The organism is Clostridioides sp. ES-S-0123-01 (assembly GCF_020658415.1).
Taxonomy (GTDB): Bacteria; Bacillota; Clostridia; order Peptostreptococcales; family Peptostreptococcaceae; genus Clostridioides.
Genome location: NZ_JACVWD010000013.1, coordinates 1 through 15,325, shown reverse-complemented (window position 1 = coordinate 15,325; position 15,325 = coordinate 1). Strand labels below are relative to the sequence as shown.

Below are 15,325 nucleotides of genomic sequence, written 5' to 3'. Positions count from 1 at the left end.
GAAGTTTTGAAGGATTGTAATGACTATGAAATAAGATTTATAACTGATATTGTGAAAGCTTCTAAAAAATCTATGAGAGATATAAAACTGTTTCAATCAAATGTAAATAATAGATATTAAGATAAATATAAGCTTTGATAGTTTGATTACTATTGAAGCTTTTTTTATGTCCAAATAAATTTTTACTAGTTTAGATAAAATATTTAACTAATAGTGCAAATAAAAGTTATAAAAAGAAATCTCTAAATCTATCATATTGCAAACGGCAGGATAAGGAGGTGTTTTTTTATAACGAGAACTAACGCAAAAAGAATAGCTAAAGCTAAGAAAAAAGATAAGATTAAAAAAATAGCCAAAATAGTAAAAGCAATTTTAGAAATAATTTTAATATGTATAAAAATATATTTAATGTTAAAAAAATAGAGTTCATGTTCGTGTTCGGAAAAACTAACGTTTGACCGTACATGTAATATTTAGATTATTTTTACATAGAATCATTGAAAATTAACAATAAAATATGTTCGGTATTGTAAATATGGAAAACATAATTTAGCCGAACAAAAAATATGTTGTATAATTATTATAACAATATAAATGGGGAGAAGGTTATGATAATAGTATATGAAAGGATAAGTACAAGAAAACAAGATAATAGCAGACAAGAGAGAGTTTTAGAAAGTGAAGGAATTAAGTTTGATAAAATATATAAAGATGTAATAACAGGAGCTACAAAAGAAAGAGAAGCATTAAGCATAATGTTAACAGAAGTAAGTGAGGGTGATATTGTCTATTGTGAATCTATAAGCCGATTAGGTAGGAATTTAAAGGATTTAATAGATATTATAGATACATTAGTTCAAAAGGGTGTAAGGGTAAAAATATTAAAAGAGGGGATAGATACAGGAAATAGTACCTATAAAATGTTACTTGCCATCTTTGGAGCAGTAGCCGAAATGGAGAGAGAAACAATTCAAGAGAGAACTCAGCAGAAAATAGACCAGTTAAAAGAGGATAAGGAAAAAGGGGAGATAAACACAAAGACAGGGAAATGGTTTGGTAGACAAAAAGTAACTAAGGAGCTTTTACAAACTAACAAAGAGTTTATAAAATATTATAATAAAATCCTTGATGGAAGCTTAAAAAAGAATGAAATGGCAAAGATATTAAATATTGGAAGAACTACATTGTACGAGTGGATAAAAATATTCGAGGGTGGAGAAATAAAAAGAGTTGTTAGGTAGTTGCTTTGATATATTATTAAGTAAACCTTTGATTAAATATCTAAAGATTTATACAACAAAAAAATATAAAATATACACACAATTCATACACAAATGGTATATACTTTGCATTGATAAATCATAAAGTTTAATTTTATTAGGCTTTTTTTATTACCAAAATTAAGGTTAATTAGGTAGATTAATACAAATGAGTCTAAATATACATGCTTTTGTATTAAGAATATCTAAGGGAGATTTTATGAAGGGAACTAAAAGAGGTTATAAGAAAATCACTAACATAGAGTTAAGAAAAATAAAATTAGAAGATGTATTTAAAAAGATAAGTTGTGCGTTTTTAAAGCCAACAAACTTGAGTTTTTTACATTTAAATTGCATTATTAATTTATTATAAAATCTAAAAATTAAATGGAAAGATATTAATAAATTACAACTTGGAAGATAATATGAAAAAAAGAGCAGTATGATATAGAAATACAATAGTTTATAAAAATGATAGGACAAATAAAAGCTTATACAATTTGTTAGCAATGATTTATGAGCTACAGGAGAATGATGTAAGTAAGTGTAACAGAGATGTTTGTACATAAACACATAAAGGCTATTGTTCTTACAAATGCTATAGAGCTTTGCAGAGTTTGAAAGAGCAGTTATAAATGAAGGAACTAGAATAGAAGAATAGCAAGACTTAATGAAAACAAATGGGTTGGTAAGCCAGCATTTGGATACAAAGGAAATAAACAGGGTAAATTTGAAACAGATAAAGAAGAAGCTAAAATAGTTAAAGATATATTTAGACTAAGGTCCAATGAGCTTTCATTAGCGAAGATAGGAGCTAAGTATGGGTTTTCAAAGTAGAAGGTAGACTATGTATTAAAAAATAAAAACTATATTGGAATATTTGAATACCAAGAAAGAAAGGAAAATAACTATATTACTTTGAAATAGACCATATAGTATCAAAGTAATAAATAAATTGTAATAGCAATTTATAGTTAAATGATTATAATAATGGGTAATATAAAAAAGAAGAGTTTAAACTCTTCTTTTTTAATCTAAATATGGTTCAAGTGTATCTTTCATTCGTCTAGCGATAGCTCTAATAACATTTACAGGGACTGAATTCCCAAACTGCTTATAAGCTTGTGTATTAGATACTGGAATGGTAAACTCATCAGGAAAACCTTGAAGTCTAGCACATTCTCTTGGAGTTAATTTCCTCGGGTTTGCTCTAGGACCTTGATCAATTAATATTTCACTACCATCTTTATAGTATCGAGCACTGAGTGTATTTGTATATACAGAATCATGGTTAAATAAAGAAAAACCAAATCCATTACCACGTTCTCTATGTTGTTCTAGTCTCCTTAAATGTCCTGCATATAGTGTATCACTTATAGTATATAACTCATCTACATATTCTTGTAGTATATCTCCTAAACGAGTAGGAATTCCCGTTGGTTCGGGGAACGTAAAATTAAAACTATCATTTTCTGGGTCATCAAGTAATTCTTTATCAAATCCAACTATGAATAATCTTTCTCTATTTTGAGGGAGTCCAAAGTCTGCAGCTCTTAGGACATCTATATATAGTTCATAGTTTAAATTTTCTAGATGCTCCCTTATAACTTTTAACGTATTTCCTTGATCATGAGTTCGAAGTTTTTTAACATTTTCAAGCAAGAAAGCCATAGGTCTATGTCCTTCTATAATACGCTCAATTTCAAAAAATAAAGTTCCTCTAGTATCTTCAAATCCAAGACCAAGACCTGCTTGAGAGAAGGGTTGGCATGGGAAACCAGCTAGTAGGATATCATGAGCAGGAATTTGCTCATTTGTTATTTCAGTTATATCACCATGAGGTCTTTCCCCATAATTTCTGTAGTATGTTTTTTGAGCAAACTTGTCCCACTCAGAACTAAACACACATTTACCACCTAATTGTTGAAAAGGAAGACGAATACCTCCAACTCCACAAAATAAATCTATAAAAGTAAAATCTTCATTAAAATCCTCATCAACTCCAAATGGATGAATTTCAGGATAATTAAGTATCATATTAAGTTCAATTGTTGATGGTGAAGTTTCATTATTTTCCCAACGTCTAAGAGTACGTTCTCCATTTCTTCCAAGACCTAAACTATCTGAAAATTCTTTTTGTGTCATATCTAGACGAAGACGCTTTGCTTTTATTCTATCTCCATACATAAGTTGAGCCTCCTTTAGGTCATTATGTCCTAATAATAACACAAATATAATCTAAATGTAAATATTTATAGAATTAAAGGCAATTAATGGTATAATTTTGGTTATAAAATATAAAGGTATATTTATAAAAAGGAGCCATAGATATGGAATTAAAAGATTTAAAACCGTTGGTAGATATTTGGAAATTAAAAAAAGATAGGTATGAAAATAGAGAAGTATTATTATCTGATGAATTCAAAGATATTTGTAAAGAAAGAGTTAATCAATTACCGAGTGCAAAACAAATTGAGTTCTTAGAGTATACAACTGTTGTTACAACAGAAAATAAAGGGAAGAGTAATAAAGTTTATTTTCCAAATCAATGGTTTATATTAGCAAATATATGCCCGCATGAGTACTATGAACAAATAGAAGTATACAAGAATATAGCATTAGCAATAGCGAATAAAATAATTCAAAATGGAAAGTATAGCGGTTCTTCAACAAAAAATGCAGACAAGTTAACTGATATATTCACACAGATTAGAGATGGATATAAGGATGCGGAAGATAAGTACTTATATATACAAGATTTCAGCAATGGTTATGTTGATGAAATTGATGAGTCTTTAGATGAATTCGGAATAGAAAATAAAATTAAAGCAAGTGAATATATAAAACAGTATGTATGCAATTATGAATATTGGTTAGGAAGTAAGACTATAGAGAGAACAGATTCTGTCAAGGCTCCTATAATAAACATGTTAGAGATACAAAATGAATCTAGTGGTTTTATAGGAAATCTAGCGATGTTTTTATTGAGGAATGAAGATTTATCAAAAATATTAGAAGATACATCTGTATACAAATTAAAGAAAATAAAATCTAAATTAAATTTTATGCACAATAGAATTATATTTGGAGCACCGGGAACAGGAAAGAGTTTTAAATTAAATTTAGAGATAGATAAATTTGATGAATATGAAAGAGTAACATTCTATAGTAAATATAATTACAATAACTTTGTAGGGTCATATAAGCCTGTAACTAAAGCAATAGGTAATGAAGAAAGAGTTACATATGATTATGTACCAGGACCATTTATAAGAGGTTTTATAAAAGCAGTAAAAAATCCAGATAAAAATTATCTACTGATAATAGAAGAAATAAATAGAGCAAACCCAGCATCAGTATTTGGAGATTTATTCCAGTTATTAGATAGAGATAAAGATGGTATGAGTACATATCCAATAAATATCTCAGAGGAATTAAAGGGATTCTTTAGAAAAGAGGATAGCTTAGGTGTTAACATAGAAGAAATAACGTTGCCAGGAAATCTTTTTATATGGGCAACAATGAATAGTGCAGATCAAGGTATATATCCAATGGATTCAGCATTTAAAAGAAGATGGTCGTTTGAATATATTGGTGTAGATGATAATCAAGATAAGTTAATATCAAAACCATACAATAGAATAAAATTAAAATCAGGTCCAAATGACGGAGATTATGAAGAGTACTCATGGAATGAAATAAGAAGAGAAATAAATAAAATATTATTAAAAGAAAATGTATTAGAGGATAAGTTAATAGGTCCATTTTTCTTAGATGAAAAAGAATTAACTTTACAACAGGAACAATTTGATGAGTTATTTAAAGGTAAAGTATTAATGTATTTATTTGAGGATGTATTAAAACATAAGAATAGTAGCTTATTTACAGTAAAGAAAAAGTCGTTTTCGGAAATAGCAAAATCATATAAAGATGGGGCATTCTTCACATTTAATTTAGACGATTGTAAGAATGATAGAGTCTAAGAAGAGGGGACGATGCATGAATGCAATATTTTTAAAAGAATATGAGGAGTATACTAGAGAAGAATTAATAAATAAAATGGGCTTAGAAGAAAATGAATTTAATGATTTTTTTTATAAAGCTCAAGTTAAGAAAATTATCAAAATAAACAAAAAAGATAATATTAGTTTTTCATATGTAGGTATCCTTATATATAAACAGAATGTTTTATTTTTTGTTCCTAAAATATATCCGACTGAACAAATTTGTAATAAAAATTTATATTTAGAGTTTCTATCAAATATTATAAATTTATTTAAAAACTACAGTAAGAGAGAAAGTTTATTAAATGAAGAGTTACAAACATTAAACTTTGAACAAGATAGTGAGTCTAATATATTATCGACAATGAGTTATATAATTGACGACTTTAATGAGTATGGTGTTTATAAGAATGAGCTAGATATACTTGAATTAAATGGATGTGGAGATACAGAGTGGGATGAGACTATGGACACATTTATACCATACATAGATAGAAATCAAGTGATATATATGGATTACTTAAGCAGTGAAAATATATGTGATGAGAATTATATAGTAACAAAGATACATAAGGCAGTAGTAAACAAATGTATAAGTTTTTGTAAAGAGTATAATTTAGATAAGTTATTAGGATATGAAGGTATCTGTGAAATTGATAGTGATTATGATATTGATTATGATGAAGAAATGTTTATAAATTTAATAGATCAAGAATTAGCTATTCAATATGAAGATAGAAAAGTAAGGGTACTACATGCGATAAAGTCTTTTTTAACTCAGAATAATGGTAGTCAGCAAGATAGGTTAGAGGCATTTGGAAGTACTAATTTTGAAAATATATGGGAGAATATATGCTCAGATATATTAGGAAATGAATTTGTAGGTAATGGAAGATACAAGAAATTTAAATTAAAAGAGCCTGTGTGGACTAAAGATAAAAGTGCAGAAATTAATATTTCTAAAAAGAGAAAAGGTAGAAAAAATATATTAAACCCAGATACATTAAAAGTAGTTAAAAATAATGGAGAGACAATATTGCTTATATTAGATGCAAAATATTATGATCTCAATTTTATAAGTCAAAATGAGGTTATAAATAATCCGGGAATGGGTGACATATCAAAGCAATATATGTATGAACTAGCATTAAAAGAATATTGTAATCAAAATACCATAACCAAATGTATAAATGTATTTATGATACCAAGTTTCAAGGATACATATAGCTTAGGAACTGTAAAGTTAGATTTTTTAAATGGAATTGAAAATCTAACGTGTATTAACTTGATAAAACTTGATATAAATGAAGTTATTAATATATATTGTAATGAAGAAAAATATAATATAAGTAAGTTTATTGAGTTATGCACAAGTAAGGAAGAGGAGAAAGAGAATGATTAATATTAGATTTATAAACGCAGCTGCAAAAACATTAAGAGCTGTTGAAGTAGATAGTTCATCTAGTAATCAGCATGAATTTAATGGGGTAGCTTCATTAAAAAGATTATTTGGATATGATAGACAAATATTAAATGCTACATTTTGCTATATATCAGATGAGCATCAAATCGATGGGATTGGAAGCTTAACTTGGTACGATGCGAGAGAAAATGATCCAGATAGATCAGAATATAGACTATACTTTACTGAAGATAATGTTGTATATAATGGAGAACCAGGGGATTTATTAGTAATTGGTATAAATGAAAGAAATCAAGTACAAGTTTTAATTATTAAAAAATATAGCGTAGCATTTAGAACGATTAGCTCTTTATTTGGAATATATGGAGAGCAAAATAGTTATGTTGTTAGAGAAAATATAATGCTATAAATGTGCAAATATGAACGTACTTTAAATAAGAAAGGAGCTGTCGCACTAGAAAATATTCTATCAGAATGTATTATTGTGGCGATAGCTCATAATATTTCTAAACTACTAAACTAAATGAAAAATCAAACTCGAATACATTGCTTAATTACAGTAAAATCAGTATATACGGGGACATTGCATAACGAAACTACTTTATTAAATAAAGTTAGATTGCAATAAGATATAAGGGATATTTCATATTGAATAATGAAAGAAAAAAACAACTCGAATATTTAAAATACAAACTTAATTACAAGACTATAAGCTAGTGATACCAACATATATATAGTTTTGCATCATTTAATATAATTACTAAATAAAATGGATATATCTATTTATTTTACTGAATTATATAGCCACTGAAAAGAATATTATTATACTTTTGAAATAAAGTTGCAACCTATATATTTTATCTTATTAAAACTCACTTAATTTAGATTGAAACAATTCAATTAAGGGCTTTAAACGAAGCTATACCAATATATATAAGGCTATTTGATTCACCACAAAAAAGTGCAATAATTAGCTAATAAAGGATATAAATATTTACAACAGGTTAAATGTTGGGAAATAAAGAGTTTGCATATGCAACTTCAACCCTAAAAAGTATATAAGTTGCAATGTCTATATAGCACTTAGAGCACCTTTGAAAAGGAATAATTTAAATATTAATATGAAAACTAAAGAAGCAAGTAATCACAATATGTTGAGAGATAAATTACATATAGAAGCTTAAAGCAAATAGAAATATAATAATCAAACTAATGCTATGTTTTGATGAGTATATGCTTCTACCATATTCAACAAGTAAAATATCTCCTAAAGATATTTTGTATGAATATTTTAAAATATATATGGTATAATAAAAATAACAAGGAAACTACAATCTATTTAGCGGTAGAGTGAAGTTTCATTAAGTAGTTAATGTTTTTTGAATTTAAATAAAAATTTAAGTTCAATGTCTAAGTCACTCTTTGCACTAGAGTGACTTTTTACTTTTTTGATACATACACAAACAATATATCCAATAAAACTAGCTATTAAACTAGCCAATACACTAAGTAAAAAGTTGTCCATACTTCCCACCTCCTTTCATTAGGAAGTAGGTAATTCGATTACATATGAACTTCACTCTATAGATTGTATTTTTCATTTCCTTGTTATTGTATTTATTATATCATATTAATTGTTATATTTATCCATAAAATCTTTAAGAGCTTGACTAACAATATCTTGCACTCTATACTTCTTATTAGCTTCGCAGAAGGCTACAAACTCCTTTTGAACATTCTCATAAACCTTATAGCTTCTAGTAACTATATTGCCCTTGAAGTCGTCTATATTTAGTTTATCAGCACCAACTACTTTATTACTACTTTGTGATTCATACCAACTATATACTTCATTTAACTTAGTATTCATCTCATTAAAATTATATAAAATGTCCTTCAAGTTATTAATATTATTAGTATCAGCCCCAACTACTTTATTACTACTTTCTTGCATAACTACTTTTGAACTACCTTCTAATTCAACAACTTCAACAATAGATATGTATAGCTTCTTAGCTTGATTAAATTCATAACCATGTTGTTTAAATCTATTTCTTATAGTTGTACGACCAATACCAATATCTTTACATGTGTTAGTTAGTGTATCGCCCTCTAGGAGCTTATTATTAATATATTGTATTTGCTCCTTGATAGGTAAATTATCAAATGTATATCTATCCATGCTTAGACCTCCAAAATAAAATAACTACTAAAGTAGCTTTCTAGTAGTTATAAATAAACCCTTTAGAATTAATATTTTTATTTGTCCCAACCTAACAATTCATTAGGCGAACACTTAAGAGCCATACAAATTTTTTCTAAAGAATCGAATTTAATAGATGTGGTTTGATTTGAAGCTAATCGACCAATATTTTGAGGTGTTATTCCCGTTTGCTTTGATAACCAGTATTTACTTTTACCTCTAGACATTAATAATTCATTTAATTGTATATACATATTAACCTCCTTATAATCATTAGTTATATAAATACATATTACACAAGATATGTATTGCACGCAATTTAACTATTGACAAACATTATCGTACATAGTTAATATTATAAGTATAAATGTAAAATACTGGGAGTAATTAAAAATAGAAAATATATTAAAAATATCTCGTACAAATAAAAAAATAACTCAAAATCAACTTAGTAAAATGACCAATATAAGCCAAAGTTATATATCAAAACTAGAGAGAGAATGTTTTTATCATAGTCCAACAATAAAGCTGATAATTGAACTAACAAAAGCACTTTAAGTTGATGTGTTAGAGTTAACAAAATATTTTATTGAAAAAGAGATATTAAAAACCTAACGAAACTTAACTAAAAATATAAGATTACAAAACAAACAATAGGGTGCAAAAGGATTAAATATAAATAAAAAGGAGAGTTGAAAGTAATAAAAGATGATTTATTAAGGGCGGGATTTATAGACTTAGATAAAAAACTATGCTTGAAAAGAAATTAAAAATATACATTAAAACTGTCAGAAAAATAATTCTAAACAATGAATTATAATTTTAATAATGATATAATATTAATTAACAAAAAATAGAAAAAGAATGAGTATTTGTTTGACGGCAACCACTCATTCTTTCAACAATAAAACAATAGAGTCAATTAAAACTACTAAAGTTTAATTAACATGTAAACATGTAGGATAAATATATCCTTTTAATATATTAATTATACGGGATTTACAAAAGAATGTAAATATATAGCTTGTTAAAACTTAATTGACTCCTAAAAATAAGGGGGAAAATATGATTTGTTCAAATGCAAAGAATATACTGTTAAATGATATAAGTAACTTAGAAGTAATACATAGTAAGTCAAAAGGATACATAACATTAGCAAGCAAAAAAGAGCAAAAATTCACTCAATGGCACTATAAAATAAATGAATTAGAAGAGAGATATTTGGAACTTATATATAATAAAGTAAATGTTTATATAAGTCATAATACCTTTTATAAGCCACAGAGAAGAATTGAAAATATAAAAGAATTAAATGCTATATTTATAGATATAGATTGTTACAATACAAATTATACGAAAGAAGCAGTCAGATTTTTTATAGAAAAAGATTTAAATGGAATAATACCAAACCCAACTATGTTAGTTGATAGTGGAAGAGGATTATATTATGTATTGAAGCTTGAACCAGTACCAAGTAAAGCCTTGCCACTTTGGTATGCAATACAAAGATATATATATAATCAATTAAAAGAATTTGGAGCAGATGCGAAAGCCTTAGACCCTACACGTGTGTTACGAGCCACAGGAACACTTAATTCTAAGACACAAACAGAAGTTAAAATAATTGATTATGATGGATATACATATACTTTGAAAGAAATACAAGAAAATTATTTACCAGAGTTAAAGGAAAAGAAACAGAAGAGTAAAGGTAGACCCAAAAAGGTCATTAGCTTATTTAATGAATATAGTTTATATCATGCTAGACTTAATGACTTAATAAAAATATGTGAACTTAGAAGTTATGATATGGAAGGGTGTAGAGAAGTAACCTTGTTTTTATATAGATATTTTACTTGTTGTTTTATGGAGGATGAAATACAAGCATTAGAATGTACCTTAGAGCTAAATAAACAGTTTGTAAAGCCACTAAGAAATAATGAGGTAGTAAAACATACAAAGAGCGCAGAAACGGCTTACAAGGGCAAAAAATATAAATTTAAGAATAGTACATTGATAGATTTATTGGGAATAACAGAAGAAGAACAAAAATATCTAAAAACCATAATAGGCAAAAAAGAAGCTAATGAAAGAGAAAAAGAAACTAAAAAATTGGCTAGAAGAAATGAAAATGGATTAACAAGTAGAGAGCAGGAGAAGCAAGATAGAATATATAAGATATTAGAACTAAAAAGTAAAGGGTTGAATCAAAGTGAAATAGCAAGAAATATTGGAATAAGTAGACAAGCAGTAAGTAAACTTTTAAAGTCTTTATAGTTTGTCAACTGAAACGTCGCTTTGTATTAAGGGGACGTAGTCCTGTTCCTTATTTAAGGGAACAGTTTATGATGAACTCTATAACAACTCTGGGGTACGGATAACGAGGGGGACGTGGTCTTGTTTTCTATTTAAGGTTTTAACGTATTGGCCTGGAAGCAATATTTTAGAGTTAGTAAAGGACTGAATAAAAGTAAAATAGCAAGTTTTAGGCTTAATAAAAGGACTTATAATTTATAAGTCCTTTTATTATTTATTTTTTATTTGTAATTAATTTGATTATCTCAGGTTTAGTTAAATTATAAATTCCTCTGGAAAATAACACTCCACCTATTATTAAAAACATATAAGAGTAGTTTCTAAATATTTGATTTTCAATTGCTTCTCCAAATCCTTTATCAGATAGATATACTGTTTTTAGTGATAATGCCAAGTCAACATTAAAAAATAATATTATAAAACCTATTATTATTAATATTAAACTAAATACTAAATACATATTTTTATTTTCCATTTTAATCAACTCTTTCTATTATTATTTATATGCAAGATATTCTAACCCATCACAAACATTTCCTGCTTTAATAGGGCTTTGTGCTACTATTTTTTGAGTTATAGGAGTTCCTGCCACTACTCCATTTACAGTACCTCTTACTTCTTTGAAGTATGGTTTAAATGCTACATATCCTATTTTACCTGCAGGTACTTTGTGTGTAGTTGTGACACTTCTTGTTAAAGAACGACTCCATGTGAATCCTGAGTTTGCTCTTACAACTGCTTTTATTGCTTCTGTAGTTCCTCCAACGGAGAAGCTTTCAGATACAGTTGTTGAATTTCCTATTGAGATAGTTGCTCCTGATTTACCTCCTGATACATCTTGTGATATTTTGCGTGCAGAACCAGTAACTTTTTTAACACTTGATACTCCAAAAATAGACTTAGGAGATTTTGTGATAGTTTCTTCATTTAAATTAAATTTTTCTAATGCTTCATTAATATTTAATTTAATCAATTTTCCATCTATAGTTTCATATACTTCGGAAACTTTTTCGTTAGTAATTTTATTTAATAATATTTCTTTTCCTGTTTCAGTATCAAACGATTTAATCCATTCTTCTTGTTGTTTAGATTCATTATTATATGTATATTCTGTCTCTAACCCTGTTGATTCCATTGCATATGATGTTGCTGTTACTGCTGGCATTGCTAGCATTGCCATTGTCATTGTAGTTGCTAACATTCTGTTTATTCTTTTTGATTTCATATAAAACACCATCCTTTATGTTTGTATTTATATATATAACAAATGAAGTTTTTATTTTTAGACATTTATATATAATTTTTTATAAATTGTATATAATTTTTTTAAGGATAATTTTTTTTAAGGGAGAATAATTTATGTTAATATATTTAGCTATCATAGATTCAGAAGAAGAAAGAATTAAATTTGAAGAAATATATATTAAATACAAGAAGTTAATGTTTTATGTAGCCAATCAAATTCTAAGAGATGATGCTTTATCAGAGGATGCTGTTCATAGTGCATTTTTAAAGATAATTGATAATCTTAATAAAGTAAGTGATGTGAATAGTCCAAAAACTAAAGGTTTTGTTGTTATTATAGTAAAAAGGATTTCAATAAATATATATAATAAAAGAAAAAAAGAGGAAATAAATGATATTAATGATGAGAGCTATAAATTTAACTCTTTAGATTTATCAATTGAAAATTTAGGTGAGTGTAGTTATTTAGTAGAAGCTTTAAAAAAACTATCAGAAACAGATTTACAGGTTATTCTTTTAAAATACAGTCATGGTTTTTCTATCAAAGAGATTTCTAAAATATTGAATATAAAAGAGGTTAATTTGTATAAGAAAAATAAAAGAGCATTAGAAAAACTAAAAAAAATTTTAAATGAAATGGAGGCATTTTCAAATGAATAAAGATAAGTTAGATATAGAAAAATTATTGTATGAACAGCTTCCAGAAATAGAAGAAAAAATTCTACATGAATTACCTTGTGATGAAGATATTGACTATGAATTTTCTATAGAATTTAAAAGTAAAATGGATAAGCTTATAAAAGAAAATGAGAAAAGAGTAAAAAAGAACTCTTATAAAAATTTAAAAAGAATTGCTATAGTTTTTATAATAATTTTATCAAGTATAGTCACTATAACTACTATAAAAACAGAAGCTTTTCCAGAAAATTTAATGAGAATAATGAAGAAGGTATATAAAGAATTTACAGACTATAACTTTATAAACCCTCATAAATCAAATGTATCATTTAAATATATAGAACCTAAATATATTTCTACTGGATATAAAGAGGTTGAAAGAATTGAAGAAGAGAATTATCTATCAATATCATATAAAGACAAATCAGATAATTATATAATTTATCAAATGATGCTATATTCTAGGGATGTTATAGTATTGGATACAGAGGATGCGCTTGTTGAGAATATAAAATTTAATAATAAGTATGCACAATATGTTGAAAAAGAAAATACTCAACAATTACTGTGGCATGATAAAAATAATATTTATATGTTGTCTAAAGAACTACCTACAAAAAAAATAACTAGAAAAGATAAAAAAGAGTTTATTAAAATCGCAGAAAATATTAAGTAAGTTTTTGTCTAAAATATTACTAGTTAGTTGTTATATTGAATAAATAATATTTTATAAGGAGGTATTTAATGAGAGTAAAAAACATAATCTCAATATTTGTATGTGTATTAATAATGATAATGTCAGTAAAAGTTGTTAGTTTTGCTGATGAGTTTAATTCATCTGATATTATTTTTATGGAAGATGGTCAAGAAGAAATAAGTCCTTTTTCAGTTTACATATTAAATGGTAGGTGTAATTTATCATTTAATAATGGGAAAGCAAATGTAAATGCTTCTGTTGTTGGGAAATCTGGAGTAACTAAAACATCTATTGTAACTAAATTGCAAGAATTAAAAGGTGGAAGTTGGGTAGATTTAAAAATATCTGCGAAGAAAACTGGAGGAAAAACTTGTTCTGTTTTAAATTCATATTCTGTGACAAAGGGACATACTTATAGAGGTGTTGCAATAATTACTGCTGAAAATGAGTCAAAAACATTAATAAGTACATCTCAAAAATATTAATAAAAGAAGATTGCACTTACAAAAGTTAAGAAACTCTTTAAAACATTATTGCAGGAGCGAATGGAAAATAATTAAATCAATCGAAATTAAAAACCATCAACATAAGTATTTACATAAACTTAAAAGATGATTAAGTGAACAACATATAAAAAAGTACACTTGTATAAGTTATATTATTTATACAGGTGTACTTTTTTTTATGTGTAATATTGCAATCTTTCAAAGAGCTTAAAAGGCTTTTTAATGAATTTGAATGTATATCATTTAAAAACCGTCTTGTTTCAAATTTTAGGTAGTCTTTTTTTGTTATAAGTATTGTATAGTGTGTAATTCTACTTATCCGTTCAGATGCTAAAAAGCGTTTAACAACAAGTCTTGATAAAAGCGTTAGTGTTGTTGTTGGCTTCCAATTATATTCAATTTGCATTGCCTTTATGACTTCTTTAGAAGTGACTATATCGTTTTTACTCCAAACAAATCTCATTATTTTGAACTCAGCTTCGGGTATCTTTAGTATATTCATTATAATTCCTTTCTGTGTACTATAACTATCATAATGAAACATTCTATTAGTTTGTTATAATATACTTTTGGAAAGGTTAAAATATGTGTGAATACTTGTAGGAAGGAAATACGCATATGGAGCTTGATTTTAAAGTTATAGGTCAAAGGATAAAAATTGCAAGAATAAAGAAAAAGCTAACACAAGAAGTTTTATCAGAGAAAATTAATGTTAGCCCACAACATGTCAGCAATATTGAGACAGGAAATTCGAGTGTAAGTTTAGCTACACTTGTTGCCATTGCAAATACTCTTGAAGTGTCAGTTGATGAATTATTATGTGATACAATCTTAAGTTCTAAAGCTATCTTTGAGAATGAGTTAGAAGAAGTTTTGAAGGATTGTAATGACTATGAAATAAGATTTATAACTGATATTGTGAAAGCTTCTAAAAAATCTATGAGAGATATAAAACTGTTTCAATCAAATGTAAATAATAGATATTAAGATAAAT

18 protein-coding genes are annotated in these 15,325 nt (G+C 26.7%); 11 read left to right on the top strand and 7 right to left on the bottom strand.

All coding sequences use genetic code 11. From position 1 onward, the window contains the following. The first annotated feature begins 608 nt into the window (after nucleotides 1-608). Both IC175_RS18945 and IC175_RS18940 read left to right on the top strand, forming a co-directional pair. Nucleotides 609-1,241 (top strand): recombinase family protein, encoded by a 633-nt coding sequence (locus IC175_RS18945; protein ID WP_227851930.1) that lies wholly within the window; start codon nucleotides 609-611, stop codon nucleotides 1,239-1,241. Between the two features lie 238 nt (nucleotides 1,242-1,479). Beyond that, nucleotides 1,480-1,632 (top strand): hypothetical protein, encoded by a 153-nt coding sequence (locus IC175_RS18940; protein ID WP_227851929.1) that lies wholly within the window; start codon nucleotides 1,480-1,482, stop codon nucleotides 1,630-1,632. 656 nt (nucleotides 1,633-2,288) lie between these two features. On the opposite strand, the gene dcm is transcribed toward IC175_RS18940, so the two are convergent. Next, the gene (gene dcm / locus IC175_RS18935) at nucleotides 2,289-3,446 is read right to left on the bottom strand and encodes a DNA (cytosine-5-)-methyltransferase (protein ID WP_227851928.1); all 1,158 of its coding nucleotides are present in this window, start codon (nucleotides 3,444-3,446) and stop codon (nucleotides 2,289-2,291) included. Between the two features lie 143 nt (nucleotides 3,447-3,589). Here dcm and IC175_RS18930 point away from each other — a divergent pair, with 143 nt between their 5' ends. From IC175_RS18930 to IC175_RS18920, 3 genes are read left to right on the top strand one after another with little or no spacing between them, the layout of a single operon-like run. Next, nucleotides 3,590-5,242 (top strand): AAA family ATPase, encoded by a 1,653-nt coding sequence (locus IC175_RS18930; RefSeq protein WP_227851927.1) that lies wholly within the window; start codon nucleotides 3,590-3,592, stop codon nucleotides 5,240-5,242. A gap of 16 nt (nucleotides 5,243-5,258) precedes the next feature. Beyond that, nucleotides 5,259-6,665 carry an LlaJI family restriction endonuclease gene (locus tag IC175_RS18925; RefSeq protein WP_227851926.1) on the top strand — a complete coding sequence of 469 codons (1,407 nt, stop codon included), beginning with the start codon at nucleotides 5,259-5,261 and terminating at the stop codon, nucleotides 6,663-6,665. Next, nucleotides 6,658-7,095 carry a hypothetical protein gene (locus IC175_RS18920; protein ID WP_227851925.1) on the top strand — a complete coding sequence of 146 codons (438 nt, stop codon included), beginning with the start codon at nucleotides 6,658-6,660 and terminating at the stop codon, nucleotides 7,093-7,095. Before IC175_RS18925 ends, IC175_RS18920 begins: the two co-directional genes overlap by 8 nt. Nucleotides 7,096-8,055: 960 nt before the next feature. On the opposite strand, the gene IC175_RS18915 is transcribed toward IC175_RS18920, so the two are convergent. The 3 genes from IC175_RS18915 to IC175_RS18905 all read right to left on the bottom strand — a co-directional run bounded on the left by IC175_RS18915 (nucleotide 8,056) and on the right by IC175_RS18905 (nucleotide 9,143). After that, nucleotides 8,056-8,211, bottom strand: coding sequence for a type I toxin-antitoxin system toxin (locus IC175_RS18915; RefSeq protein ID WP_227851924.1), 156 nt, complete (start codon nucleotides 8,209-8,211; stop codon nucleotides 8,056-8,058). A 105-nt stretch (nucleotides 8,212-8,316) separates the two neighbouring features. Then, nucleotides 8,317-8,868, bottom strand: coding sequence for a hypothetical protein (locus IC175_RS18910; protein WP_227851923.1), 552 nt, complete (start codon nucleotides 8,866-8,868; stop codon nucleotides 8,317-8,319). Nucleotides 8,869-8,945: 77 nt separating this feature from the next. Beyond that, the gene (locus tag IC175_RS18905; protein ID WP_227453458.1) at nucleotides 8,946-9,143 is read right to left on the bottom strand and encodes a helix-turn-helix domain-containing protein; all 198 of its coding nucleotides are present in this window, start codon (nucleotides 9,141-9,143) and stop codon (nucleotides 8,946-8,948) included. 139 nt (nucleotides 9,144-9,282) lie between these two features. On the opposite strand from IC175_RS18905, the gene IC175_RS18900 reads away from it, so the two are divergent. Beyond that, nucleotides 9,283-9,447: a helix-turn-helix domain-containing protein gene (locus IC175_RS18900; RefSeq protein ID WP_413927257.1), complete on the top strand. Its 165-nt coding sequence runs from the start codon at nucleotides 9,283-9,285 to the stop codon at nucleotides 9,445-9,447. A gap of 507 nt (nucleotides 9,448-9,954) precedes the next feature. Further along, nucleotides 9,955-11,166 carry a DNA-binding response regulator gene (locus tag IC175_RS18895; RefSeq protein ID WP_227851922.1) on the top strand — a complete coding sequence of 404 codons (1,212 nt, stop codon included), beginning with the start codon at nucleotides 9,955-9,957 and terminating at the stop codon, nucleotides 11,164-11,166. 253 nt (nucleotides 11,167-11,419) lie between these two features. Here the strand turns inward: IC175_RS18895 and IC175_RS18890 are convergent, their stop codons facing one another. Together IC175_RS18890 and IC175_RS18885 are read right to left on the bottom strand one after the other, a co-directional pair. Next, nucleotides 11,420-11,680, bottom strand: coding sequence for a hypothetical protein (locus tag IC175_RS18890; protein WP_227851921.1), 261 nt, complete (start codon nucleotides 11,678-11,680; stop codon nucleotides 11,420-11,422). 21 nt (nucleotides 11,681-11,701) lie between these two features. Next, nucleotides 11,702-12,430, bottom strand: coding sequence for a hypothetical protein (locus IC175_RS18885; protein WP_227851920.1), 729 nt, complete (start codon nucleotides 12,428-12,430; stop codon nucleotides 11,702-11,704). Nucleotides 12,431-12,564: 134 nt separating this feature from the next. On the opposite strand from IC175_RS18885, the gene IC175_RS18880 reads away from it, so the two are divergent. The 3 genes from IC175_RS18880 (at nucleotide 12,565) to IC175_RS18870 (ending at nucleotide 14,310) form a co-directional block, all read left to right on the top strand. Then, complete coding sequence (locus IC175_RS18880) at nucleotides 12,565-13,110, top strand: sigma-70 family RNA polymerase sigma factor (protein ID WP_227851919.1); 546 nt, start codon at nucleotides 12,565-12,567, stop codon at nucleotides 13,108-13,110. Further along, the gene (locus IC175_RS18875; RefSeq protein WP_227851918.1) at nucleotides 13,103-13,804 is read left to right on the top strand and encodes a DUF4367 domain-containing protein; all 702 of its coding nucleotides are present in this window, start codon (nucleotides 13,103-13,105) and stop codon (nucleotides 13,802-13,804) included. The genes IC175_RS18880 and IC175_RS18875 overlap by 8 nt, the downstream gene beginning before the upstream one ends. 68 nt (nucleotides 13,805-13,872) lie before the next feature. Then, on the top strand, nucleotides 13,873-14,310 hold the full coding sequence (locus IC175_RS18870) for a hypothetical protein (RefSeq protein WP_227851917.1): 438 nt from the start codon (nucleotides 13,873-13,875) through the stop codon (nucleotides 14,308-14,310). Nucleotides 14,311-14,440: 130 nt separating this feature from the next. On the opposite strand, the gene IC175_RS18865 is transcribed toward IC175_RS18870, so the two are convergent. Further along, nucleotides 14,441-14,833: a BlaI/MecI/CopY family transcriptional regulator gene (locus tag IC175_RS18865; RefSeq protein ID WP_227851916.1), complete on the bottom strand. Its 393-nt coding sequence runs from the start codon at nucleotides 14,831-14,833 to the stop codon at nucleotides 14,441-14,443. Between the two features lie 116 nt (nucleotides 14,834-14,949). Between IC175_RS18865 and IC175_RS18860 the strand changes: the two genes are divergently transcribed. Beyond that, on the top strand, nucleotides 14,950-15,318 hold the full coding sequence (locus tag IC175_RS18860; RefSeq protein WP_227850914.1) for a helix-turn-helix domain-containing protein: 369 nt from the start codon (nucleotides 14,950-14,952) through the stop codon (nucleotides 15,316-15,318). The last annotated feature ends 7 nt before the right edge of the window (nucleotides 15,319-15,325 follow it).